The following is a 25,356-nucleotide window of genomic DNA, read 5'->3' on the forward strand; positions in this document are numbered from 1 at the left end:
AGCAGACCAAAGCAATCGAGGAATGGAAAAATGAAATCGTTCAACACCAAGCGCGCCGTCTCGGCAGCGCTCATCGGCATGGCCATGCTGGGCACGGCCGGCACCGCGCGGGCCGAGATCAAGGATTACGAATTCCAACTGGTCGATCAGACCGTCCAGGCGGGAGCGGACAAGATCATCGCGGTTCGGCTGGTCAACAAGAAGACCGGCAAGCCGGTGCCGGATGCCGTGATCTTCGCCACGCGGCTGGATATGGCCCCCGACGGCATGCAGGAGATGGCGACCAAGGTTACCGCCGTGCCCGGCGGCGAGCCCGGACTGTACAAGTTCAAGGCCACCCTGGGCATGGCCGGCCGGTGGCAGCTTTCGCTCGGCGCCAAGGTGCAGGGCGAAACCGGCGCGGTCGAAAACAAGCTCGTCGTCACGGCGCAGAAATGACCCGCGCCATCGTGATCGGCGCCGCCGCTGCGACCTTCGCAGCGGCGGGTCTCGCCATTTTCGCCGGCGGAATCCCGTGGCCGAAGCCCGCGGGTTACGCCATCTCGCACGCGGCCGCAGCCGACACGGACACGACCTCCGGCCGCAAGATCAAGTACTACCGCAACCCGATGGGGCTGCCGGATACGTCGCCGGCGCCGAAGAAGGACTCGATGGGGATGGACTACATCCCCGTCTACGAGGGCGAGGAGACCGACGACGGCTCGATCAGGCTGTCGCCGGGCCGGATCCAGCGCACCGGCGTCAAGTCCGAGCCGGTGATGCTCCATATCGTCAGCACATTGGTGCGTGCACCGGGGACGATCCAGCTCGACGAGCGCCGCGTCTCCGTCATCGCCATGCGCGCCGAAAGCTATGTGCAGAAGGTCGCCAATGTGACCACCGGCAGCCGGGTGACAAAAGGCCAGCCGCTGATGGAGATCTATAGCCCCGCGGTCTCATCGGCCGCCGCCGAATATCTCGCCACCATCACCTCGAAGACTACGGCGACGATCGAAAGCTATGGCCGCGGCTCGCGGCAGCGGCTGATGAATCTCGACGTGCCGGAAGCCGCCATCGCGACGATGGAAAAGACCAAGGCCGTCCCGATCGTGATCGAATGGTCCGCGCCGCGCGACGGCATCGTGCTGGAGCGCAATGCGATCGAGGGCATGCGTGCGCAGCCCGGCGACGTGCTGTTTCGTGTTGCCGACACCTCGCTGGTCTGGGCGGTGGTCGACGTGGCGGAACGCGATGTCGGCGGCGTGGCTGTCGGCCAGCCCGTCACCGTGCGCGCCCGTAGCTTTCCGGGCCGCACTTTCGCCGGCAAGGTCAGCGTGATCTATCCGCAGGTCAACCGGGAGACGCGCACCGTCCGCCTCCGGATCGAACTCGATAATGCCGACCTCGCGCTGCTTCCCGACATGTATGTCGATGCTGAGATCGAAGTCGGCAGCCAGAACCCCGTGATCGCCGTACCCGACAGCTCCGTGCTCGATACCGGCAGCCGGCAGACCGTCATCATCGACAAGGGCGGCGGCCGGTTCGAGCCGCGCGAGGTCAAGGTCGGACATCGCGGCGGCGGCTATGTCGAGATCACGGAGGGTGTCAGCGAAGACGACATCGTCGTGACCTCGGCCAATTTCCTGATCGACGCCGAGAGCAATCTCAAGGCGGCACTGAAGGGCTTTTCCGATGCACGCAGTGTGCATGAGACATCCTCGACCAGCGGCATGGGAGGACAGCCATGATCGCCCGCCTCATCGCCTGGTCGGCACGTAACCTCGTGCTGGTGCTGTTCGGCACCGGCTTCGCCGCGGCGGCCGGGCTCTATGCGCTCCTTCATCTGCCGCTCGATGCGATCCCAGATCTGTCCGACACGCAGGTGATCGTCTACACCGAATATCCGGGCCAGGCGCCCCAGGTGATCGAGGACCAGGTCACCTATCCCTTGACATCAGCAATGCTGACGGTACCGAAGTCGAAGGTCGTGCGCGGCTTCTCGTTCTTCGGCGTTTCCTTCGTCTATGTGATCTTCGAAGACGGCACCGACATCTATTGGGCGCGCTCGCGCGTGCTCGAATTCCTCAATGGCGCATCCTCGCGCCTGCCGGCCGGCGTAACGCCGACGATCGGACCCGACGCGACGGGCGTCGGCTGGGTTTACCAATACGCCGTGATCTCGAAAGAGCTGAACCTCGCCGACACCCGCGCGATCCAGGACTGGAATCTGAAATTCGCGCTCGCCAAGGCCGAAGGTGTCGCAGAGGTCGCCAGCATCGGCGGCTTCGTGAAGCAGTACAACGTGATCCTCGATCCGCAGCGGATGCGCGACCGCGGCATCCCCATGCAAAGGATGCGCGAGGCGATCCGCGCCAGCAACGCCGATGTCGGCGGCCGCACCGTCGAATTGTCCGAATTCGAATACGTCATCCGCGGCAAGGGCTACATCAAGGATGTCAACGACCTCGGCAATATCGTGCTCAAGGCCACCAACGGCACGCCCGTGCTGCTGCGCGATGTCGCCCGCGTCGAGCTCGGCCCCGACGAGCGGCGCGGCATCGCCGAGCTCAATGGCGAGGGCGAGGTTGCAAGCGGCATCGTGCTGCAACGCTTCGGCGTCAATGCGCTCGACGTCATCGAGAACGTCAAGAAGCGTTTCCAGGAGATCGCAACCAGCCTGCCGAAATCGGTCGAGATCGTGCCGGTCTACGACCGCTCGAACCTGATCAATGCCGCCATCGATACCTTGAAGCACACGCTGGCCGAGGAGAGCATCGTCGTCGCCGTCGTCTGCATCGTGTTCCTGCTCCATGTCCGCAGCGCGCTGGTCGCGATCCTGATGCTGCCGGTCGGCGTGCTGATGGCGTTCGGCGCGATGAAGCTGCTCGGCATCGGCTCCAACATCATGAGTCTCGGCGGCATCGCCATTGCGATCGGCGCCATGGTGGACGCCGCCATCGTCATGATCGAGAACGCCCACAAGCATCTCGAGCGGGCCAGGCCCGGCCAGTCCCGCGTCTCGATCCTGATCGACGCCGCCGCCGAAGTCGGGCCGGCGCTGTTCTTCAGCCTATTGATCATCACCGTCTCCTTCATGCCGATCTTCACGCTGGAATCGCAGGAGGGCCGTCTGTTCAGCCCGCTTGCCTTCACCAAGACGTTTGCGATGGCGGCCGCCGCGCTGCTCTCGGTCACGCTGGTGCCGGCGCTGATGGTGATCTTCGTCCGCGGCAAGATCGTTCCGGAGCACAAGAATCCGATCAACCGCTTCCTGATCTGGATCTATCGGCCCATCATCAAGGGCGTATTGCGTGCCAAGACGCTGGTCGTGCTGCTCGCGCTCGCCGTCCTCACTGTGACGGTCTGGCCGGCGCGGCAGCTCGGCACCGAATTCATGCCGAACCTGAATGAAGGCACCCTGCTCTACATGCCGACCACGCTGCCCGGCATCTCCGTGACAAAAGCCGCCGAGCTGATGCAGATGCAGGACCGCATCATCCGCTCGTTCCCCGAAGTTGCCTCAGTCTACGGCAAGGCCGGACGGGCGGCGACCGCGACCGATCCCGCGCCGACCGAGATGTTCGAGACCATCGTCAACCTCAAGCCCAAGGAGCAATGGCGGGCGGGAGTCACCGTAGACAGCCTGATCGCGGAGATGGACAAGGCGCTGCAGTTCCCAGGTGTCTCCAACGCCTGGACCATGCCGATCAAGGCGCGCATCGACATGCTTTCGACCGGCATCCGCACGCCGATCGGCGTGAAAGTCGTTGGTACCGACCTGGTCGAGATCGATCGTCTCGCCAAGCAGATCGAGCAGGTTCTGAAGGCAGTCCCGGGAACATCATCGGCTTATGCCGAGCGCGGCATCGGCGGCTATTATCTCGAGATCACGCCGGACCGCACGGCGCTCGCGCGCTACGGCATGTCGGTCCAGGACGTACAGGATACGATCGCAACCGCGCTCGGCGGACAGACGGTGACGACGACAGTCGAAGGCCGGCAGCGCTTCACTGTCAATATGCGCTATCCGCGCGATCTCCGTGACAATCCGAAGGCGATCGGGAGCGACGTCCTGGTGCCGATGCCGGCGGGAGGCGCGGTGCCGCTCGGCGAGGTCGCGACCATCCAGCCGGCACGCGGGCCGACCTCGATCCGCACCGAGAACGGGCAGCTTGCGACCTACATCTATGTCGACATCCGCGACCGCGACCTCGGCGGCTACGTCACTGAGGCGCAGCATGCGGTGCAGGCAAGCGTCCAGTTTCCGCCGGGCTATTATGTGATCTGGAGCGGCCAGTACGAATATCTCGAACGTGCGATGGCCCGCCTGAAGATCGTCGTGCCGGCAACGCTCCTGATCATCTTCCTCCTGCTCTACCTCAACTTCCGCTCGGTCACCGAGACGGGCGTTGTCATGCTGTCGCTGCCTTTCGCGCTGGTCGGCGGTCTCTGGCTGATGTGGTGGCTCGGCTTCAACCTTTCGGTTGCCGTCGCGGTCGGCTTCATTGCGCTCGCGGGCGTTGCCGCCGAGACCGGCGTCGTGATGCTGATCTATCTCAACCAGGCGCTGGCCGAGATCAGGGGGCGTCGCGCCGCCGAGGGACGCGCGTTGACTAGGGCCGACCTGCGCGATGCCATCATGGAAGGCGCGGTCGAGCGCGTGCGGCCGAAGATGATGACGGTGGTTGCGATCATGGCCGGACTGCTGCCGATCATGTGGAGCACCGGCACGGGCTCGGAGATCATGCAGCGGATCGCGGTGCCCATGATCGGTGGCATGGTCTCCTCGACGCTGCTGACGCTGATCGTGATCCCCGCGATCTTCGGCATCGTCAAAGGCTTCGGCCTGCCTTCCGACGATCAGGACCAATCACTGCCGCCGGCCGCAGCACCGGCGACGGCGAGCAAGGCGCGCGTTCCGGAGCCGGCCGAATGACGCGAGCCGAAGCGCGCGCCTGACCTCATCTTGCCAGCGGCTTCCCCGCCGTCTCGGGCGCCATCGCGATGAAGGGCAGGCCGACCACGTAGATCAGCGACAGCAGCGAGATCGCGAGCGGATAGCTCCCGGTCTTTGCGGCGAGCGCGCCGATCAGGGTCGGGCCGGCCGCGCCCAATACGCGTCCCATGCTGAAGGCGAAGCCGGAGCCGGATCCCCGCAAGGCGGTCGGAAACATCTCCGGCAGCCAGATCGTGAACAGGCCGAACACGCCGTTGGTGAAGAAGCCGAGCACGGGAAGCAGGACCAGGAACAGCGCGAGATTGTCGAGACGCGCGATGGCGATCTCGTAGCTCACCACCACCGAGATCAGCGAGCCCATGAAGAACAGCACCGCCGTCCGGCGGCGGCTCGCGAGATAGCCGGTGATCCAGGGCATCAGCAGGCAACCGGCCAGCGTGCCGACATTGGTGATGAGACCGGCCACGGCGCCCATCTGCTGCGCATGGGCTGGCGTCGCGCCCGCCGCGGTGAGCTTGGTGATGATGACCGTCGGCGCCCAGAAGTTGGATGACCATAGGCCGAAGATGATGCAGGCCATCATCAGCGCTGCCGCCCATGTGGTGCGCGCTTGCGCGCCCGAGAACAGCGCCGCAAGCGAGGTCTTCGTCTTGGATGCGCGGCTGTGCGCCGGCTCAGGAATATTTCTGCGCAAGTACGCGATCAAGAGCGCCGGCAAGATGCCGAGCATGAACATGCCGCGCCAGCCGAGCAGGCTTCCCCCGATCAGCGTGACGGCTGCGGCGAGAAACAGTCCGGTCGGCGTTGCCGTGTGCAGCCAGCCGGCGAGCCGCACCCTTGTGTGTTCGGGCACGGATTCCTGCAGCAGCGGCGTGCCCGCCGCCCATTCGCCGCCGACACCGAAACCGGCCATGAAGCGAAACAGGGCGAACATGACGACGCCGGTCGCAAGGCCGCACAGTGCCGTGAACAACGAATAGACCAGCACCGTCCAGCACATGATCCGGACCCGGCCATAGCGGTCAGCCGCCCAGCCCCACACCATCGAGCAAGCCCAGCCGAGCATGAAGATCGAGAACAGGAGGCCGCCATAAATGCCGATATTGGCGTGATTCGCCTCGATCCCGCTCGCCGGCAACAATTCCGAGAGCGCGCCGACCAGGATGTAGCTGTACATGGAGGAGTCGAAGCCATCGAGCATCCATCCGAACCAGGTCGCCCAGAACACTTTCCTGGGCGATACCGCCCCGCCCTCCGCGACCTCCGACGCTATCGTCTCAACGGCGCTCTCGGTCATGTTTCCTCCACGTTTCTTTTTCGGGCGGACTATGACCGCGTTTGTACGATGCGACATCTCCGGCAAATGGGACGGAGGCATCTTGTGGGAGAATGGCAGCGGGCTGCGACGCCGTGCGCAAGCGAGCGCGATTTTTTCGAGGGGACCGGGACGCAATAAAGCAATATACAGGCCGTGAACAAAGTCGGCGCCGGGTTCGTTGTATCGACAGCGGCGCAGCAAAGGTGAAAGCGAGACGGCCGTGCGAAGGATTGAAGACCAGGGTTTCCTGCTGCTGCTGTTCGTCGTCACCCTGGCGTTCGCCTGGATCCTGCAGCCGTTCTATGGCGCGGTGCTCTGGGCCATCGTCGTGGCCGTCATCTTTGCGCCGGCCAACCGGAGGATATTGAGATCGGTGGGCGGAAGGGAGACCCTCGCCGCCTCGATCACGGTCCTGCTTATCATCGCGATGGTGCTGCTGCCGCTCGCGATCATCGCGACCTCCCTGGCTCGAGAAGCTGCCGGTCTTTACGCAAAGATCCAGTCCGGGGAGTACAACTTCTCCGCCTACGTCCAGCGGGTTTTCGATGCGCTGCCTGCGTGGGCGACCGGCTGGCTGGATCGCTTCAATCTGGGCGATCTTTCGGCCCTGCGCGAAGCGTTGACGTCCGGCCTCATGAAGGGCGGACAGGTCCTGGCGCCTCAGGCGCTCAGCATCGGGATGAACACATTCGACTTCGTGATCAGCCTGGGCATCATGCTGTATCTTCTGTTTTTCCTGTTGCGCGACGGCAAGGCAGTGGCTGATAGGATCAGAGAGGCCGTTCCACTCGAGGCCGATCGGAAGTCCGCGCTGTTCACGCGCTTCGCCGATGTCGTCCGCGCCACCGTCAAGGGTGGCGTGCTGGTCGCGATGGCCCAGGGCGCGCTCGGCGGACTGGCGTTCTGGTTCTTGGGCGTTCACGCGCCGATCTTGTGGGCCGTGCTGATGGCGTTCCTGTCGCTATTGCCGGCGATCGGCGCCGGACTGGTCTGGATCCCTGTTGCCATCTATTTCCTGGCCACCGGCGCCATATGGCAGGGCCTCGGTCTTATTGCCTATGGCGTGCTCGTCATCGGCCTGGTGGACAATCTGCTGCGTCCCTTCCTGGTCGGCAAGGGCACCAAGCTGCCCGATTACGTCGTGCTGATCTCCACGCTGGGCGGAATCGAAGTCTTCGGTCTGAACGGCTTCGTCATCGGCCCGTTGATCGCCGCCATCTTCATGGTGAGCTGGGAAATCTTCGCCACATCGAGGCGGACGTCAGGCGATAACGCGTAGCGCGTAGGATGGGTAGAGCGCAGCGAAACCCATCATTCATGCCGCTTGCTCCATCGCGATGGGTTTCGCTTCGCTCTACCCATCCTACTCCTTGTCTCGCTACTCCGCGGCCACGGCGATAGGCACTCTCCCCTCGTTACTCAGCCCGGCAAACCGGCGCAAGGCTTCGGCCATCCGTACACGTCCGCTGACGCCGGTGATGATCACGTCGACCATGGTGAAGGAACAGTGGAAGTGACCTCGCGCGTTGAGCTGCTCGACCGGCACGCCGGCGGCGGCGAGCGCTTCGGCATACGCCATGCCCTCGTCACGCAGCGGATCGAACTCGCAGGTCACCACGAAGGCCGGAGGCAAGCCCTCCAGCTTGCCGCGTAGCGGCGAGGCGCGCGGATCGGTGCGGTCGCCGGGCGAGCAGTAGAGATCCCAGAACCAATACATCAGCGAACGCGTCACGAAATAGTCCGTCGCATTCTCGGCATACGAGGGCCTTTCGAACGTACAGTCGGTGACCGGGGTCAGCAGGAGCTGGCCCGCAATCTCGGGGCCGCCGCGATCGCGCGCCAATTGGCAGGTGACCGCCGCGATGTTGGCACCGGCACTCCAGCCGGCGACCAGCACCGGTCCTGGCGCACCGCCGAGCTCGGCCGCATGCTCGGCAATCCAGCGCGTCGCGGCAAAGCCGTCCTGCGCTGCCGTCGGGAAGCGGTGCCAGGGCGCATGCCGATAGCCGACGCTGACGAAGATCATTCCGCTGCGCCGGCACATGTCGCGGCAGAACGGTTCGTCCGATTGCTCGTCGCCGAGCACCCAGCCGCCGCCGTGGAAATAGACCACGACCGGATGCGGTCCCGGCGTCGCCGGCCGATAGAGCCGATAAGGCAGCGGACCGTCATTGCCGGGAAGCGTGCCGTCGACGATCTCGCCGACCGGCCGGCCCGCGGGACGGCCCTTGTTGAACTCGTCGAGGAAGTCGCGCGCGCCCTGGGCGCCGAGGGACTCGATCGGCGGCAACTTCATATCCGCCAGCATGTTCAGCACCAGCCGCACATCCGGCTGCAGGCGAACGACCTCGCCGTCATTGCATTGCTCGGCAACGTTCGGACCCGTGAGCTTGAAGCCGAGCATGCCGCGGCTGACGATCTCGTTGCAGATGCTGCGATACGGGCCGACGCCGCCGGTATAGGGCATCACGCCGCGCGCCTTGCCCGGAACGTTCGCGCCCGTGTACCAGGTGTTGGCGAGCCGGTGCAGCGTGACCGTCGCGCAGTCGGCCATGTGCCGCGCCCAGCCGGCCTGCGCCGTCTCGGTGGCTTCCATCGTGGTGAAGCCCGCTTCGCGCAATGCGGTCAATCGATCGACCACCCAGTCGATGTGCTGCTCGATCGACACCGCCATGTTCGACAGCACCGACGGGCTGCCCGGCCCCGTGATCATGAACAAATTGGGAAATCCGGCAACGGTGAGCCCGAGATAGGTCTGCGGTCCCTGAGCCCAGACGTCGGACAGCGATTTTCCATCACGCCCCGTGATCGGATGCACGGCCTTGATGGCGCCGGTCATGGCATCGAAGCCGGTGGCGAACACGATCACATCGAGATCGAAGCTGCGCTTGTCGCTCGTGATGCCGGTCGCGGTGATCTCCTTGATCGGCTCCTGCCTCAAATTCACTAGCGTGACGTTGGGACGGTTGTAGGTGGCGTAATAGTTGGTATCGAGGCAGGGACGCTTGGCGCCGAACGGATGATCGTGCGGAGTGAGCGCCTCGGCCGTATCAGGATCCTTCACGGCCGCACGGATCTTCTCGTGAATCAGTTCGCTGACCAGCGCGTTCCCATCGACGTCCACGCCCTGGTCGGCCCAGAGTTGCGTGAGCACGTGAACGAGATCGCCGGCGGCCCATGCCTTTTCGAAGCGCTCGCGCCGCTCGGCATCGCTCAACTGCCAGCTGACGACAGTTTGCTGCGGATATGGCACGCCCGTGAGCGACCAGCGCGCCTGCTCGCGGTAGCCGGCGCGATCGCCCTCCAGCATGGAAAGCCGATCAGCCGGCCGAGGGCCGTTGTGCGCGGGCAGTGCGAAATTCGGCGTGCGCTGGAAAACTGTGAGATGCGCCGCCTGCTCCGCGATCAACGGGATCGACTGGATCCCCGACGATCCCGTGCCGATGACCGCGACGCGCTTGCCGGCAAGATCGAGGCCGTCATGCGGCCAGCGGCTGGTGAAATAGACGTCGCCCTTGAACTCCTTGACGCCATCGATCTCCGGCGGCTTCGGCGCGGAGAGACAGCCCGTGGCCATGATGTAGTAGCGGCAGGAGACGGCTGCGCCATTGTCTGTCGTGAGCAGCCAGCGTTCGATGGACTCATCCCACATCGCCGCCGTGACTTTGGTGCCAAAGCGGATATGGCGCCTGAGATCATAACGATCAGCGACGAAGCCGAGATAGCGCAGGATTTCAGGCTGCGTCGCGTATTTCTCCGACCATTGCCACGCGCGTTCCAGCTCCGGATCGAACGTGTAGCTGTAGTCGATGGTCTGAATGTCGCAACGTGCGCCGGGATAGCGGTTCCAGTACCAGGTTCCGCCGACGTCGCCGGCCTCCTCCAATGCCACCGTCGTGAAGCCGGCCTTGGCCAACCGGTGTAAGAGATAGAGACCCGCAAAGCCGGCCCCTACCACTGCGACGTCGACCTGTTGCGCCGTGCCGTTTGTCGCCTCAGAAGCACGTGCTGCAACCATTGCGTCTGGCATGCCATCCTCCCGTGCATTTGATTTTTCGTGAGGCTACATCTGCTTCCCTCGGCTTGTCATCGGACAATTCAATCTTTGGTTGGTGCGCTGCAGCTACTCTTTGTTCTTGTTGGGAAACAGTCGAGCGCGATGACAGACCCTCATGGTGAGGAGCGCGTCTTCGCGCGTCTCCGGACGATGCTTCGCATCGCCTTGAGAACCATGAGGCCCCGATCTCGCCCGGAACTCATCCCTCGAGACGGCCGCAGTGCGGCCTCCTCGGGATGAGGTAGAAGCCGTGGCCCGGATTGGACTTAACGTTGGTGAACCGGCGCCCTCAGCGAGCCCGGCGCAGCATTGGAAACAGCGGCGGCGATGCCCCTACCTGGATCGTGCCGAGGACCTCGAAGCCGTGTCGCTGATACAGCGGGATGTTGGCCGGGTTGGTGGATTCGAGATAGGCCGCGACATGATCCCGATCGAACAGCCGAACGGCGTCCCCCAGCAACGCCCCACCACGGCCTTTGCGTCGATGCGCCGGATCGACGCCGATCAGCGGCAGATACCAATGAGTTTCCTTGGGATGATAGGCCGCCATCCCTTCGAAAACCGCAGCCATCTCGGACTCTCGCCCGGCCGGCATGGTCGCTGCGAGCGCCGCCTCGTCGGGTTCGATGCCCGGCGGCAGCCACAGTGCCGCGCCTGCATAATCGTCGACGCAGCGCGCCGTGTCCTGCTCAAAGGCGCGGCCCCCGAATGCGCGCACCAGGGCCGGGAAAGATGCGAGATACTGATCCGGATCCGGATAGGCCCAACGCGTCACCGGATCGGCGCTGAAGGCAAGCACCAAAACGGAAATGGCCCGCTCGATATCGGCGGGCGCAACAGCAGTTACGACGGGACTAGAAACTGCGTTCGCCGGACTCATCACATGATCTCCATCCCGGCCCTATTGCCAGGTCCAGGACCAACATCGAACCACAAATCTGGGGCGTCAATCGGGAGAGGCGGTCAACAAGACGTGCGTGAGAGCGTTTTCGAGCGAAGTGGAAACCGGTTCGCGTGAAGAAAACGCGTCAAAACAAGAATCTAGAGCTTCGGTTCTGATGCAATCAGAACCGAAAATGCTCTAGCGGTTCGTCCGCGAAATGCGCGTCGGCGACGCGGAAAACCGCGTCGCCTCGCCAAGGATTCAGAAACTAACCGTCAGCCGGCCGTTGATCGAGCGCCCCGGCCCTTTGACATTGTAGCCATAGGCCGCCGACGATCCCATCATCGAGACCACCTTGTAGTCGACCAGATCGGCGCCGCCGAGCGGCAGGTAATAATTCTGATCGAACAAATTGTCGATACCGAGATCGATCCGGACGTGCTGCCATTGATAGCCGGTGCGCAGATTGACCAGCGCGTAGGAAGGCGTCGTCAGTTCGTTGTGAACCTGGCTGACCTGGTCCTTGGAGCCGACGAGCTGCAGTTCGATGCCGTTGGTCCAGCCGCCGATGATATGATCGAACGCAAGCTTCGCGTTGATCGGCATCACGTGATAGAGGTCGACGCCGTCCTGCCGCTGGCCGCGCACATAGCCGAGCGTTCCGCGCAGCTCGCCCCGGCCGTAGCTCGCATTGTCCCACAAAGCGAGCCGGCCTTCGAGGTTCACGCCATATAATGTGGCGTCGTGGTTGGCGAAACGCAGATAGACGAACCCACTGGTGGCGGAGAGGTTGTCCGGATTGTTGGCAAGGCAACTGCCGGTCGCGCAGCGATCGACGTCGATATAGTCCTGGACGTAGCTCGCATAGGGCGTGACGCTGAAGCTCCAGATCTTGTGCGCCGGATCGTGCCAACCCGCGGTGAAGCTCACCGTGTGCGCTTTTTCTGGCTTCAGGTCGAGATTGCCGACATAGCCGTTGCCGTCGCCGAACCATCCGATCATGTTCATAGCCATGGCGTTGGTCGACCAGGCATAGCGTTCGTAGAGGTTCGGCGAGCGTGTCTTGCGCGCAAAGCCGAGTTCGTAATGGCTGGACTGATCGGGCTCATAGCGCACCAGGGCGGAGCCATCGAAATGAACATCGGTCCGAGCGCGGTCCTGGGCGTTGAAGGCGGCGGCATCCGCGCCATACATCATCGCATTGTAGCCATGGACGTCTCCGGCGTTCATCCACACCACGTCGTTGCGCAAGCCGACGACGGTGGTCCAGTTGCTGTCCCAGTGCCGCTCCCATTCGGCGAAGGTGCCGACGCGGTCGCGCTGGCCGCCATTGAGATTGATGAAGCTGTTCGGCCCCATCATCATCGAGCCCGCAACCGGATCCCACCAGTCGTCAATCCGGTTGAGCGTCAGCTCGTTGCCGACCCGCAGCAGGTCGATGTTGGACGCCGCAAACGTGGCTTTGACGGCGTATCCGCCATCGATCCCGTCGGTGTCCATCGGCATGTTGCCGGTCTTGTCCGGGGCGATGAAACCCATCGTGTGCCGGATCTGATGGACGAAAGCGCTGGCCTCTAACTTGCCCCAGTCGAAGTCACCTTCGTAGCGGCCGTTCGCGTACAGGCCGCGGTTGTAGACCATGTCCATGTATTGGTTGACGTAGCCCTGATAGGGGATGAACTGGCCGCCGACCTGGAACGTGAACAGGTTGCCAAAGGTACGCTTGGAAATGCTGAGCGCGTGGTTCTGGGTCTCGTAGAGCGTCGATTTGATAGTGCTGCCGTCGCCCGCCTTGTAGTTGCCGGCGCGCACCCAGCCGCCGGTGTAGGTGACGCTGGTGTCACGACCAGCGAGCGTTGCGGTGGCATCGACGCCGTAGGCATTGCCGTTGCTGCGGAAGAAGCCCGAGACGGTTGCGGTCGATAGCCAACCGGACGCGTCGTTCGCGAACACAGGAGGCGCGGTCGTGACGTCGATGCGCGCCCCGATGTAGTCGCCGCCGGTGCTGACCGGCGCGATGCCGAGATAGGCTCGCATCTTCGCGATCATGGTGGGATTGACGAAAGACAGCGGCGGATTCATTTCGTTCGGACATGCGGGGCTGATCAACATGCTGTTAATCGCGACCTGGACACGGTCGGCGCCGAACCCGTTGATCGCGGGCAGGCTCGATACGCCGCCGGCGCCCCACACTGCGCCTCCCGGCAATTCCGTGACGAGCGAAGCTGAATCGCTCGTCGACAGACCCCGATCGAACGCGGTCCGCGCCGTCACGGTCGCGTTGCCCGCAGGCTGCGGCGGATACTCGGCCGGGCGCTGGGATGCCTCCGCGAGATGGCCCGCCGCGGGACTCGTCGGATGACGCGCGTTCGATCGTTGATGCGCGGAATGTCGTCGATGCGGTGCGGCAACGTCGACCGGGGGAAGCGTATGGGCCGACTGTGCCGCGACGCTCGTCACGGCCGGCGGCGCCAGCGTGATGGTGGCGGTCAGCGCCGATGAGATGAGGGCGCTGGACAGGTAGAGAGTGGATCGGCCAAGGCCGGACGAAGGCTTGCTCATGATGAAAAGGACTCGGGTGTGGCGCGGCATCGCCGCGCATAGGGGTGACGCCCCTGCCCGGCGGATCGGGCCGGACAGGCAAACGAAATCGGGACATGCCTTCGCGCGCCGTCGAGGACAGCGATCGAGCGATGCATGTTGGTTGAAGGAAAAGGCGTCGCGTTTCGATGAATTGTCGAAGCGGCGGCGCCGGCTCGCCTTACGACATCGAAGGCGGTGCGCGCGCCTGCGTGTTGGAGCCTGCGCGGGAGGCTACATCGGTATGTCTGCGCGCGTGCCAGACCATCCGGACCGGTTGCCGATATGGCGTCGCGAACACGATGGCCTGCGGCGCATCAAATGACGCATTTGCCTGAGCCGCGCAGCAAATCAGACAGGCGATGCCATGCGCGCGCTGGCTGGCATCTCGATTGGCGTTTGCTGCCGACGCGACTGAATCGCTGTGACAGATTTCAGCGAAGCCGACCGGATCGGAAATGGCGATGGCCGCAGCCCAGCAGGTGGCGATCGGCGCCAGAACCTGAACCGCCAGCGCGATCAGAACGATCGGAAAAAATCTTTGCAACCGCTGCCGCATCAGCCCCACCCCATCAAGTTCCTAACACCCGAGGGTTTCAGAGTCGAGATAAGGCATTTCGGCCACCGCATTTCCTCGTCGCGAATCTACGTGTCGCAGATCGGCAGGGAGGTATCTTTGATCTAGCTCACACTGCCGGCAATTGAGAGTATTGCCGACACCGCATGGCGAGCCGGTTCGCTGCATCAGGCCACCGCCAAATTGGCCGCGGAGCGCCGAGTGGCGCGGAACCGGTCGGAACTATCAGATCAAGGATTCGTCAGGACTACCGACGCATCGCGGCATCGATTGACATGGCCGGCCGCAAGGAGTTTATTTTGTCTTCCGGGGATTAAGCGATCTCCCCGCGAGGCGACATGCCCAAGTATCGCGTCCTTAACGATGAGGGACGCAGCATGTCTTCATACACATCCATTTCCCTTGACAAGCTTTCACGACGGATCGGCACCGCCGGTGCGCCTGTTCTGATCGATGTCCGCCTCGATGAGGACTTCGCGGCGGACCCGCGCCTGATCCCGGGCGCGACGCGCCGCTCGCATCTCGACATCAACGACTGGGCACGAGAGCTGGCCGGACGGTCGGCCATCGTCATCTGCAACAAGGGCGAGAAGCTCTCAGAAGGCGCCGCCGCCTGGCTCCGTCACAACGGCATCGCGGCGGAAATCCTGGAAGGCGGCCATCTCGGCTGGAAGCAGGCGGAACTGCCCACCGTGCCCGCCAACAGGATTCCACGGCGTGACGGGCGCGGGCGCACTGTCTGGGTGACGCGATCGCGGCCGAAGATCGATCGCATCGCCTGCCCCTGGCTGATCCGCCGTTTCGTCGATCCCGCCGCGGTCTTCCTGTTCGTCGCACCTGCGGAAGTGGTTGCGGTCGGCGAGCGCTTCGCGGCAACGCCGTTCGACATCGAGAATGTGTTCTGGAGCCACCGCGGCGAACTCTGCACGTTCGACGTGATGGTGCAGGAATTCGGCCTGTCGACGCCTGCACTGGAGCGGCTGGCCGTCATGGTGCGCGGGGCCGACACCGCGCGTCTCGATCTTTCTCCGGAGGCGTCGGGCCTGCTCGCGGTCTCGCTCGGCCTGTCGCGCATGTACGACGACGACCTCGAGCAGCTCAACGCCGGCATGCTTCTCTACGATGCCTTCTACCGCTGGTGCCGCGACGCGACCAAGGAGACCCACAACTGGCCGACCAGCAAGGTGAAGCCATGACCGCGCTCACCGCCGAATCGAAGGCCACTTCGCACAACGAGGTGCACGGCATCTCTTTTGCCGATGCGCTCGTTGTCTGGCTGCGCGTCGCGATCCTGAGCTTCGGCGGCCCGGCCGGGCAGATCGCGGTGATGCATCGTATCCTCGTCGAGGAGAAGAACTGGATTTCGGAAGCGCGCTTCCTGCACGCGCTCAACTACTGCATGCTGCTGCCCGGACCCGAGGCGCAGCAGCTTGCGACCTATATCGGCTGGCTCCTGCACCGGACCGTCGGCGGGATCGTGGCGGGAGGCCTGTTCATCCTGCCTGGCGTTTTCGCCATCATGGCGCTGAGCTACATCTACGCCGCCTACGGCAATGTCGGCTTCGTCGAGGCGCTGTTCTTCGGCCTGAAGGCGGCGGTGCTCGCCATCGTGATCCAGGCGGTGGTCCGCGTCGGCAGGCGCGCGCTCCGCAATCCGGTCATGGTTGCGTTGGCGGCGATCGCCTTCATCGCAATCTTCTTCTTCGGGGTGCCGTTTCCGGTCATCATCGTTGCCGCCGCCATCACCGGCTTCGTTGGCGCCCGGCTCGGAAGGCCGGAGTTCGCAGCCCTCGAACACGGCGGAAAGAGTTCTGCCGTGATCGACAGCATGCTCGGCGAAGCTGTGCCGGATCACGTCCGGCCGAATGCCGCGCGCACCCTGCGTGTGGGCGCGGCTTGGCTTGCGCTCTGGCTTGTTCCTGTCTTCGCCTTGCTTATCGCCCTGGGACCGAGCGATGTGTTCAGCCAGATAGCGATCTTCTTCAGCAAGATGGCGATGGTGACGTTCGGCGGGGCTTACGCCGTGCTGGCCTACGTCGCCCAACAGGCCGCCGAATACTATCACTGGGTAACCCCGCGCGAGATGCTCGACGGCCTCGGAATGGCAGAGACCACGCCGGGGCCGCTCATCATGGTGGTCCAGTTCGTGGGCTTCATGGCCGCGTTCCGTGAGTCGAGCGGGCTATCCCCGATGCTGGCCGGCACACTCGGCGGATTGCTCGCGACCTGGGTCACTTTCACGCCGTGCTTTCTCTGGATCTTCGTCGGGGCGCCCTACATCGAGGCGTTACGTGGCAACAAGGCGCTCGCCGGCGCACTCTCGGCGATCACCGCCGCGGTCGTCGGCGTCATTCTCAATCTCTCCATCTGGTTCGCGCTGCACACGATCTTCCGGCAGACTTTTCCGGTGCAAGGCTTCGGTCTCTTCTTCGATGCGCCGGTACTGCGCAGCGTGGATCGGCCGGCGCTTGCGCTGTCGCTCGCGGCGGCGACTGCGATTTTTCGCTTCAATGTAGGAATGCTTTTCGTCCTCGCAGCGTCCTGCATCACCGGCGTCCTGTGGCGCCTGACTGGCATCATCTGACCGAAGCGCATGTGGCGGCGAGCCGAATGACGATAGCAGTAAACAATGGGCTGGAGGCACAAGCTGGGAGCAAGGACCATGATGCGACTGATCTCTGGCGCAGCCCTTTGCCTGACGATGGCGGGCGTGCTGTCGCCTGCCTATGCCCTGACGCAACAGGAACTCGTCGCGAAGCTCGAGTCGGCCGGCTACTCGCAGGTCGGTGAGATGAAATCGACCGCCGAAGGCATCGTCGTGAAGGCCGTCAAAGACGGCAAGGAGGTCCAGATCGTCGTCGACAGCAGCGGTCAAATCAAGGAACGGCGGTAGGGCCGCGCGCCGCGGTCGCAAGCACAAGCATCTCGACTACAGGAACGCCAACAAGAGGAGCCAATCCCCATGACCATGAAACCTCGTTTTGCCGCCATCGCCGCGGCCTTGCTGTTACCGAGCCTCGCATCGGCGCAGTCCGTCGATTGGAACATCTTTGCGGAGCCGTTCATCTCGGAAGCTCACGCGCAGTCGATCGATTGGAAAAAGGTGGATACAGCGCTCGGCAAGACCGCTACCGTCAGCGGAGAGGCCCATCGCTATGGCCTGCCGCGGTCCGATCTGCATGTCACGCTCGACGGCGTGACGATCAAGCCCGCGCTCGCGCTCGGCGGCTGGGTGGCCTTCACTCCCATGGATGGTCAGGCGATGGTGATGGGCGATCTCGTCCTGCTCGAATCCGAGATCACGCCAGTCATGACGAAGCTCTTGAACAGCGGACTGGACATCACGGCGGTCCACAACCACATCCTGCGCGCCTCGCCGGCAACGTTCTACATGCATGTCGCCGGACATGGCGATCCGGTGAAGCTGGCTAGCGCGATCCACGAGGCGCTGTCGACCGGCAGCAAGACGCCGTTCGAACCGCCGGCGACATCAGCCGGCCCTGCCCCCACCGTCGACCTCGACACCGCGAAGCTCGACGAGATCATGCACGCCAAAGGGAACGTCACCGGCGGCGTCGATCAGTTCACGATCCCGCGCCGCGAGCCGGCGACCGAAGCAGGCATGACGGTCACCCCCGCGATGGGCGGTGCCAACGGCATCAACTTCCAGCCGACCGGCGGCGGCAAAGCCGCCATCACGGGCGACTTCCTCGTCACCGGCGACGAGGTCAATCCGCTGATCCGAGCCCTGCGCGCCGGCGACATCGAGGTGACCGCGATCCACAGCCACATGCTCGACGAGCAGCCGCGGATGTTCTTCATCCATTTCTGGGCCAACGACGACGCGCAAAAGCTCGCCCGAGGCATCCGCGCCGCGCTCGATAAAACGGCGGTGGCGCAGAAGTGAGAGGGCCGCCCATGGGTACGCCCGCCGCGATTGGGCCGGGTCCATGATCTCCGCGGCTGCTACTGCTCACGATACGTCCCGCGAGCTCCTTCGCGTGGAAGACCTCGTTAAGCGGTACGGCCAGGAGGCGGCGGTCGCGCATGTCTCATTTTCCGTCGCGGCCGGTGAAATCCTCGGCATTGTCGGTCCGAACGGGGCCGGGAAGACGACCTTGCTGGAATCGCTTGTGGGCTTGCTCGCGACGGAGCAAGGCACTGTTTTCTGGTGCGGCGAGGAATTGCCCCCACCGCGGAGAAAGGAAGCGCTGTTCTATCTGCCCGATGGCATACGGCCCTATCAGGACCGGTTCGCGATCGACGTCATGACTTTCTTTGCGCAGGTCTACAAGCGAACGGCAGCGCAGACGGCCGCAACGATCGCTGCCGTCGGATTGACGCCGGCCCTCGGCAAGCGCGTGCATGCGCTGTCCAAGGGCTACAACCGCCGGCTGCTGCTCGGGCTCGGTCTGCTGACCCCGCATGACGTGCTGGTGATGGACGAACCGTTCGATGGCTTCGACATCAGGCAGACGCGCACCATCATCGACGTGATCCGCCAGGAAGCGGCGCGGGGACGCACCTTCATCCTCGCCATCCACCAGCTCGCGGATGCCGAGCGTGCCTGCGACCGCTTTCTGCTCCTCGCCGGAGGAAAGGTACGCGGTATCGGCACTCTCGGCGAATTGCGCGCGATAACCGCGCTGGCGAACGGCTCGCTGGAGGAGATTTTTCTTGCGCTCACCTGAACCACATCTCGCTCGCGAGGCGCCGCTTGCTCCGCTGCTTGCAAAGGAATTGGCCGAGATTGTCTGCGGCCGGGCGCTCTGGACGATGCTGCTCCTGGTCTGTCCATTGATCGGCTACAGCTTCGTTCAAGCCGTCTCGCTCTATGGCGAAGCGAGCGCGTCGGCGCAGCAATCTCCGGTACTGGCGGCAAGCCTGTCGCCGCTCGACGGCGTCCTGGTGCCGACATTCGGCGCGTTCTACGTCGCGGTCACGCTGCTGTTCCCATTCGTGGCGATCCGCGCGCTGGGCCAGGAAAAGGAATCGGGCGCGCTGCGCCTGTTGGTCCAGTTGCCCTATCGATCCTCGACGCTCATTCTTGCCAAGCTCGCCGCCGTGCTCGCGGCCTGGATTCTGGTAAGCATTCCCGCCCTTTCAGCACTCGCGATCTGGGCGATGCTGGGCGGGCATCTTGCGGCGTCCGAGACCGTGAACCTCTTGTTCGGCCATCTGCTCTACGGCCTGCTCGTGGGCGCGATTGCATTATTCGCCGCGACCATTGCCGATAGCGCGGCCACTTCAGCCATCATCGCGCTGGCAGTGACGATCGGATCATGGGTGCTCGACTTCACCCTCGCCGGCCATTCCGGCCTCGCGGCCTTTGTCGCGCAACTATCACTGACGCAGGCGCTGCGCCCGTTCGAACAAGGCTTGCTCTCCGCCGGGCTGGTGCTCGGCGTGACCGGCGCAATCGCAGGCCTGTCCGCCCTCGCGTCCATCTGGTTGCCGCCCGGCGTCCCAACGCAAACCAAGTGCATGCGTTCTGCCCCATGCGTGCTCGCCATCTTGCTGGCGCTCGGTCTGGCGACGCAGATTAGGCAATCGGTCGATGTCACCGAGGACCGGCGAAACTCCTTCCCGGCTGCCGATCAGCGGCTGCTCGCCACGCTCCGACTGCCTCTGATCATCAAGGTGAATCTCGCCCCCGAGGATCCACGCTACGCCGATCTGCAACGCAACGTGCTGGCAAAGCTCGATCGCGCGATGCCGAACGTCTCGATCATTGTCGCCGGCAGCCATCGCGATGCCGCCAGCCAACCGGCCAATGATGCTTATGGCGAAATCGAATACTCATACGGCGCCCGATCGGATGTCAGCCGCTCGACCAGTCCGCGCGAAGTCCTGCCGCTGCTGTATTCCCTCGCCGGCAAGCAACCGCTCGCGCCCGCACCCAGTGACGAATATCCGGGCTATCCGCTGGTCGCCACGGCAGATGCTGCACTGTTCTGGTTCGTCGGCGGACTGCCGCTGTTGATCGCGGGCGCCTGGTGGTGGAGCCGGCGCCCGCCGGCCAAATCCCTGTTCACCTGCAAAGGAGCCCAATCATGACCGCAGGAGGAAGCATCAAGCCCATCGCTGCTGCGATGGTTCTCGCAGCGCTGGCGCTGCCGGCACTCGCCGGGCAGCCGACAAAAATCGACTTTGTCGACGAAACCGTGGGCACTGAGCCGAAATCGCTCGTGCCGGTCGTCGGCATCTGGCACATCGAGAGCGATAGCGGCAAGAAGGTGCTTGCGGTGGACGGCCGGCAGTGGAAGGAGGGACAATCGTCTGCCGGGATCGCCGACAAGGCGCGCGCGCTGTATGGCGAGCGCTACGCCGAATTCCTCGATCGGGTCCAGGCCTATGCCTACTTCCCCTACGTGATCGCGCCCAACATCGAAAACTTCACCAACGGCGAGATCACCGTGCGCTTCCAGGGATTGTCCGGCCGCATCGATCAGGGTGCCGGAATCCTGTTCAACCTGAAGCCGAACGGCAATTACCTGACCGTCCGCGCCAATTGTCTGGAAAACAACCTCGTGCTCTGGAAGTTCGAGAACGGCAAGCGCTCGTCGGTCAAATGGGTGCGCAACACGCCGACCGCCACGCGCCAATGGCACGACCTCAAGGTTCGCATCATCGGTACAAAGGTCGAGGGCTATCTCGATGGCAAGCTCTATCTCGAGCACACATTGGCGCAGCCCGTCTCGGGTCGCGTCGGCCTGTGGTCAAAGGCCGATAGCCACGTACAATTCGCCGACTACATCGTCACGGCAGCCGACTGAGAAATACGGTAAACGCTTTCGCCACCGATGAGCGCATCATCTGCGGACGGAAGATCGCTCCGATACGCGAGCCTAGGCGGCGACGCGACCGGCCTCCAACTGAAACTCCAAGTCCTCGATAAGCTCCGCCAACCGTTCGCGCGTAAACAGATCGGTCGGTTCCTGTGCCAGCCTTCGGGTTTGCGCAAGCTTTTGTTCCAACTCTTTACGCTCGCGGCGCAACATTTGGAGCTCCTTGCTATGTGGGCGAAGTCCGTCAAATTGATCGGGAGAAGTTTACAACTTGTTAAAGCGGCGAGCGCTCCGCATCCGACAAACGGGAACCGTTTGCACGGAACTCATGCTTGAACAAAGATGAGATCATGATCCGATTCCGTCTAATCGGTTCATGATCCAGCGTCCCGTTCTCCGTCGCTTCAACGAGTGCAGCCAAAAAACGTAATCCGCCATCCGTTGCGCCTCTCACCCGTGCGTTACGCCATCACTCTCACGCGTGGAAGTTACGATGCGTGTGGCTCGACCAACCCACCCCGTGATTCTCGCGTCCTCAGACGCCAAGTGTTGCGGCTGTAACCTTTGCCTGGGCGGGACACACTTCGGTGATGCCGCTCATCGATAACAGCGGCGCTTCGGACTCCTGATAGAATTCGCCGAGGAAGATCAGGCAAGCGCCGCCCCACGACGGCGATCGTGCAAGAGGAAGATCATGGCCGACGACCTTGCCGCTCGTGTTCAGGCCAATCAGCAGAAGCTGAGAGCTGAGTTGAAGTCCCACTATGACTTCATCATTTGCGGGTCGGGGTCATCGGGTTCAGTAGTGGCGCGGCGTTTGGCGGAAAATGCCGACGTCAGCGTTCTCCTGCTCGAAGCCGGCGGCAGCGATGACGTGCCTGACATCATGAGCGCGTCGCGTTGGCCCGCCCTTCGCCGTGGCGAACACGACTGGTCCTTCAACGCGATGCCAAATCCTCGGCTGAACGATCGCGCCATTCCCATGTCCATGGGCAAGGTGCTCGGTGGCGGATCCAGTATCAACGTGATGGTTTGGTCGCGCGGCCACAAAGCGGATTGGGATGGCTTCGCGGCGGAAGCCGGTGATGACGGCTGGAACTATCAATCCGTGCTGCAGATCTATCGGCGCATCGAGGACTGGCACGGCGCACCGGATGCAGCCCGCCGCGGCTCCGGGGGGATGGTCTTCGTGCAACCGGCGCCTGATCCGCATCCTCTCGCCGCCGCGATGATCGAGGCCTTTGCCACCGCCGGCGTTCCGACGTTCGATGACCAGAACGGCGTGATGATGGAGGGCCATGGAGGCGCCGCCCTCACCAACCTGTGCGTCCGCGATGGCCGACGGCAATCCATCTTCCGTTCCTATGTCTATCCTATCATGGATCGTTCAAATCTCACGGTCCTGACAGGCGCACTCGTCACTCGTCTAACGTTGGCCGGCAAGCGAGTGACCGGCGTGGAGGTCGCGTATGAGGGCAAGATGCGTCGCATCGGTGCTGGCGAAGTCGTGCTGTCGCTGGGCGCCATTCACACGCCCAAGCTGCTCATGCAGTCCGGTATCGGCGATGAGGCCGAGCTGAAACGCTTCGGCATTCCTCTTGTCCAGCATCTGCCCGGCGTTGGCCAGAACTTCCAGGATCACTTCATGGCACCATGCGTCTGGGAGTCGTGTGGGCCTATTGAACGCCGCAACAATTTGACGGAAGCGACCGCACTTTGGCGCAGTGACTCCGCGCTCGAGGTGCCGGACCTGCAGACGCTCATGGTCGAGGCACCCTATGCCAGTCCGCAGGCCGCCAAGGATCCGCTGCCGCCCGATAGTTGGTCACTGACAAATGCGGTGCTGAGCACCGCCAGCCGGGGCTGCCTCCGACTGACCGGACCCAATCCAGACGACCCAGTCGAGATCGATGCAAACTGCCTCGACGATCCCGCCGATCTGAAGGCGCTGAAGACCTGTGTCGAGTTCTGCAGGGCTATCGGCAATTCACCGGCCTTGCGACCTTTCATGAAAAGAGAACTCGTGCCGGGACCGGTCGACGATTCCGGGCTGGAAACGTTCATCCGTAACGCGACGGTCAGCCACTCGCACCAAACCTGCACTGCCAAGATGGGGCGCGATGCCATGTCGGTGGTCGACCACGACTTGCGCGTTTACGGTCTCGATCATTTGCGGATCGCCGACGGATCGGTCCTGCCGCGGGTGACGACCGGCAATACCATGGCCCCATGCGTCGTCATCGGCGAGCGTGCCGGCGAGTTCCTGAAAGCCACTCACCGCCTCGGGCCATGAGCGGACTCCGGCGTTCGCTATCTGGCAATCCGAACAGGCAGGGTCTCGTAGCCATTGACGAAATTCGAATACACTCGCCTCGGTTCGTCGACCACTTCTATACGCTCGAAACGCTTCAGGATTTCTTCCCAGATGATCTTGAGCTGCAGCTCGGCGAGCCTAAGCCCGACGCAGCGGTGAATACCAAAGCCGAACGACAGATGCTGGCGCGGTCGCTCCCGATCGATGATGAACTCGTAAGGCTTCTCGATGACCTCTTCGTCGCGGTTGCCCGAGACATACCACATCGCGACTTTATCGCCCTTCCTGATCCGCTTGCCGCGGAACTCGATGTCGGAAAGTGCCGTCCGCCGCATATGGGCAACTGGCGTCTGCCAGCGGATCACCTCCTGCACGAAATTATCGATCAGGGCAGGGCTCTTCCTGAGCTTCTGATACTGATCCCAATGCCGGTTGACCGCATAGATGCTGCCCGACAAGGTATTGCGAGTAGTCTCGTTCCCACCGACGATCAAAAGCAGCAGATTACCGAGGAAATTTTTCGGATCCACGTCGCGCGCGGCCGGGCTGTGCGCCATCAGCGACAACAGATCGCTTTTCGGCGGCTGGTTGATGCGCGCGTCCCAGAGCCGGCTGAAATATCGCGCGCATTCTTCAAGTTCAGCCTGCCGCTCGTCCTCGGTCGCAACGACACCTCCGGGGCCCGGAATGGTCGTTGCCAGATCAGACCAGCGCGTCAGCTTTCGACGATCCTCGAAGGGAAAATCAAACAGGACGGCCAGCATCTGCGTGGTCAGCTCGATCGAGACCCGGCCGACCCAGTCGAACACCTCACTGGTCGGCAGATTGTCGAAGCATTCGACAGAGCGCTCACGGATGCCGATTGCCAACTGTTCGAGATGTGTTGACGTGAATACTGGAGCTATCGTCTTGCGCTGAGCGGCATGGCGCGGAGGATCCATGCTGATGAAGCTCTCGCGGCGCAGGTCGGGTGTCACGTCGACCAGGGTGATGCCGCCAAGCGCCGAGGCCGAGGAGAACACCGCATGATTGGCTTCAACATCTATGATGTCCTCGTATCTGGTGATGGACCAATACGGGCCGAACATGCTGTCGCTGGTGTAGTGGACCGGATCTTCTTTGCGCAGCCGATCGAAATAGGGCCAATGGGTGTTGGAGCGGAACAGCTCGGGATCTGCGGGATCGAGCTCTTCCAGCGGCAGGGAGAGAGCCCGCTCTCGGGCCCTGCTGTCTTGAGTGGGATCGAGTGTCCTGTGCATGGCCGGCTCCTCGTCGGTCGTTTCCTTTTTCTTGTGCGGAGCGTCTGATATTCTGCGGAGTGCTTGATGGGCACGAATCAAATCCGTTTGTCTGCATCTCGGCCCGTGCGCCGGTTTTCGTGATGCAATTCGCTGACGCGCAATTGCGCGTCATGGCTCGATGCTGCCTCGGCTTCGCCCAATCCCGGCGAGCCGTTGCAAGCGGCGTCTCAAGATAGGCCGCGCGCCTCACTCTCCGTCATTCCGGGGCGCGCGCAGCGCGAGCCCGGAATCCATCTAGCCGCATGCACGAGCGGAGAAATGGATTCTCTGATGTGCAATTGCACATCATAGCTCGACGCTGTCGCATCGCCCCGGAATGACGAAGAAAAATTCACCTGCGATTTCAACCTGATTTGCCCCGTCCAGCCCTGTAGCGAAAAACATTCCGCTTCCGCCGTCGGGCAAATCAGTGATTTAACTCCGCGCGTCTCACGGCAGATGAGGGGCGGGTCGCGATCGTCACGAACGTTGCGGTGAGATGCGGTGGACGCGGGTGTTGCGAAAGACGAACGCAACATCAGCGGACGGCGAAGTCGTGTGGTCCTGGCGCCCCGACGCTGGCGCTAAGTTTTGTTCGTTGAACACAGCGATGGTGGCAAGAA

General features: G+C 63.2%; 21 protein-coding genes. 13 read left to right on the top strand and 8 right to left on the bottom strand.

The window, feature by feature from the left end; translation table 11 throughout:
* Positions 1-30 precede the first annotated feature (30 nt).
* The 3 genes from AC5ZG5_RS22360 to AC5ZG5_RS22370 are packed head-to-tail and all read left to right on the top strand — an operon-like array spanning position 31 to position 4,915.
* A complete protein-coding gene (locus AC5ZG5_RS22360) occupies positions 31-438 on the top strand; it encodes a FixH family protein (RefSeq protein WP_456642753.1) in 408 nt (135 codons plus the stop codon).
* Positions 435-1,727, top strand: coding sequence for an efflux RND transporter periplasmic adaptor subunit (locus tag AC5ZG5_RS22365; RefSeq protein WP_456642754.1), 1,293 nt, complete (start codon positions 435-437; stop codon positions 1,725-1,727). The genes AC5ZG5_RS22360 and AC5ZG5_RS22365 overlap by 4 nt, the downstream gene beginning before the upstream one ends.
* Positions 1,724-4,915 carry an efflux RND transporter permease subunit gene (locus tag AC5ZG5_RS22370; RefSeq protein ID WP_456642755.1) on the top strand — a complete coding sequence of 1,064 codons (3,192 nt, stop codon included), beginning with the start codon at positions 1,724-1,726 and terminating at the stop codon, positions 4,913-4,915. Before AC5ZG5_RS22365 ends, AC5ZG5_RS22370 begins: the two co-directional genes overlap by 4 nt.
* A gap of 25 nt (positions 4,916-4,940) precedes the next feature.
* Here the strand turns inward: AC5ZG5_RS22370 and AC5ZG5_RS22375 are convergent, their stop codons facing one another.
* Positions 4,941-6,233: an MFS transporter gene (locus AC5ZG5_RS22375; RefSeq protein ID WP_130227453.1), complete on the bottom strand. Its 1,293-nt coding sequence runs from the start codon at positions 6,231-6,233 to the stop codon at positions 4,941-4,943.
* Between the two features lie 241 nt (positions 6,234-6,474).
* On the opposite strand from AC5ZG5_RS22375, the gene AC5ZG5_RS22380 reads away from it, so the two are divergent.
* Positions 6,475-7,533: an AI-2E family transporter gene (locus tag AC5ZG5_RS22380; protein WP_130227454.1), complete on the top strand. Its 1,059-nt coding sequence runs from the start codon at positions 6,475-6,477 to the stop codon at positions 7,531-7,533.
* Positions 7,534-7,632: 99 nt separating this feature from the next.
* On the opposite strand, the gene AC5ZG5_RS22385 is transcribed toward AC5ZG5_RS22380, so the two are convergent.
* The 4 genes from AC5ZG5_RS22385 to AC5ZG5_RS22400 all read right to left on the bottom strand — a co-directional run bounded on the left by AC5ZG5_RS22385 (position 7,633) and on the right by AC5ZG5_RS22400 (position 14,303).
* Positions 7,633-10,284 (bottom strand): flavin-containing monooxygenase, encoded by a 2,652-nt coding sequence (locus AC5ZG5_RS22385; RefSeq protein ID WP_456642756.1) that lies wholly within the window; start codon positions 10,282-10,284, stop codon positions 7,633-7,635.
* Positions 10,285-10,600: 316 nt separating this feature from the next.
* Positions 10,601-11,191 (bottom strand): GNAT family N-acetyltransferase, encoded by a 591-nt coding sequence (locus AC5ZG5_RS22390; protein WP_456642757.1) that lies wholly within the window; start codon positions 11,189-11,191, stop codon positions 10,601-10,603.
* A gap of 264 nt (positions 11,192-11,455) precedes the next feature.
* On the bottom strand, positions 11,456-13,756 hold the full coding sequence (locus tag AC5ZG5_RS22395; RefSeq protein ID WP_456642758.1) for a TonB-dependent receptor: 2,301 nt from the start codon (positions 13,754-13,756) through the stop codon (positions 11,456-11,458).
* 199 nt (positions 13,757-13,955) lie between these two features.
* A complete protein-coding gene (locus tag AC5ZG5_RS22400) occupies positions 13,956-14,303 on the bottom strand; it encodes a DUF2946 family protein (protein ID WP_349645094.1) in 348 nt (115 codons plus the stop codon).
* On the opposite strand from AC5ZG5_RS22400, the gene AC5ZG5_RS22405 reads away from it, so the two are divergent.
* From AC5ZG5_RS22405 to AC5ZG5_RS22440, 8 genes are all read left to right on the top strand, one after another.
* Positions 14,199-14,459, top strand: a complete 261-nt coding sequence (locus AC5ZG5_RS22405; RefSeq protein WP_165435331.1) for a hypothetical protein — start codon at positions 14,199-14,201, stop codon at positions 14,457-14,459. The genes AC5ZG5_RS22400 and AC5ZG5_RS22405 overlap by 105 nt on opposite strands.
* A gap of 269 nt (positions 14,460-14,728) precedes the next feature.
* Positions 14,729-15,547 carry a chromate resistance protein ChrB domain-containing protein gene (locus AC5ZG5_RS22410; protein WP_456642759.1) on the top strand — a complete coding sequence of 273 codons (819 nt, stop codon included), beginning with the start codon at positions 14,729-14,731 and terminating at the stop codon, positions 15,545-15,547.
* Positions 15,544-16,935, top strand: a complete 1,392-nt coding sequence (gene chrA / locus AC5ZG5_RS22415) for a chromate efflux transporter (RefSeq protein ID WP_456642760.1) — start codon at positions 15,544-15,546, stop codon at positions 16,933-16,935. Before AC5ZG5_RS22410 ends, chrA begins: the two co-directional genes overlap by 4 nt.
* Before the next feature lie 78 nt (positions 16,936-17,013).
* On the top strand, positions 17,014-17,244 hold the full coding sequence (locus AC5ZG5_RS22420) for a PepSY domain-containing protein (protein ID WP_409334847.1): 231 nt from the start codon (positions 17,014-17,016) through the stop codon (positions 17,242-17,244).
* 69 nt (positions 17,245-17,313) lie between these two features.
* Positions 17,314-18,258, top strand: coding sequence for a DUF1259 domain-containing protein (locus tag AC5ZG5_RS22425; RefSeq protein WP_456642761.1), 945 nt, complete (start codon positions 17,314-17,316; stop codon positions 18,256-18,258).
* 94 nt (positions 18,259-18,352) lie between these two features.
* A complete protein-coding gene (locus AC5ZG5_RS22430) occupies positions 18,353-19,042 on the top strand; it encodes an ABC transporter ATP-binding protein (RefSeq protein WP_456642762.1) in 690 nt (229 codons plus the stop codon).
* Entirely contained in the window at positions 19,029-20,408 is a 1,380-nt protein-coding gene (locus AC5ZG5_RS22435) for an ABC transporter permease subunit (protein WP_456642763.1), read from the top strand. The genes AC5ZG5_RS22430 and AC5ZG5_RS22435 overlap by 14 nt, the downstream gene beginning before the upstream one ends.
* On the top strand, positions 20,405-21,127 hold the full coding sequence (locus tag AC5ZG5_RS22440; RefSeq protein ID WP_456642764.1) for a hypothetical protein: 723 nt from the start codon (positions 20,405-20,407) through the stop codon (positions 21,125-21,127). The genes AC5ZG5_RS22435 and AC5ZG5_RS22440 overlap by 4 nt, the downstream gene beginning before the upstream one ends.
* A gap of 72 nt (positions 21,128-21,199) precedes the next feature.
* Here AC5ZG5_RS22440 and AC5ZG5_RS22445 read toward each other — a convergent pair whose 3' ends face one another.
* Together AC5ZG5_RS22445 and AC5ZG5_RS22450 are read right to left on the bottom strand one after the other, a co-directional pair.
* Positions 21,200-21,352 (bottom strand): hypothetical protein, encoded by a 153-nt coding sequence (locus AC5ZG5_RS22445; protein ID WP_456642765.1) that lies wholly within the window; start codon positions 21,350-21,352, stop codon positions 21,200-21,202.
* 322 nt (positions 21,353-21,674) lie between these two features.
* Entirely contained in the window at positions 21,675-21,902 is a 228-nt protein-coding gene (locus AC5ZG5_RS22450; protein ID WP_456642802.1) for a hypothetical protein, read from the bottom strand.
* Here AC5ZG5_RS22450 and AC5ZG5_RS22455 point away from each other — a divergent pair.
* Positions 21,834-23,432, top strand: coding sequence for a GMC family oxidoreductase (locus tag AC5ZG5_RS22455; protein WP_456642766.1), 1,599 nt, complete (start codon positions 21,834-21,836; stop codon positions 23,430-23,432). The genes AC5ZG5_RS22450 and AC5ZG5_RS22455 overlap by 69 nt on opposite strands.
* Before the next feature lie 17 nt (positions 23,433-23,449).
* Here the strand turns inward: AC5ZG5_RS22455 and AC5ZG5_RS22460 are convergent, their stop codons facing one another.
* Positions 23,450-24,712, bottom strand: coding sequence for a cytochrome P450 (locus AC5ZG5_RS22460; RefSeq protein ID WP_456642767.1), 1,263 nt, complete (start codon positions 24,710-24,712; stop codon positions 23,450-23,452).
* Positions 24,713-25,356 lie beyond the last annotated feature (644 nt).

It is taken from the genome of Bradyrhizobium sp. Ses1 (assembly GCF_059512365.1).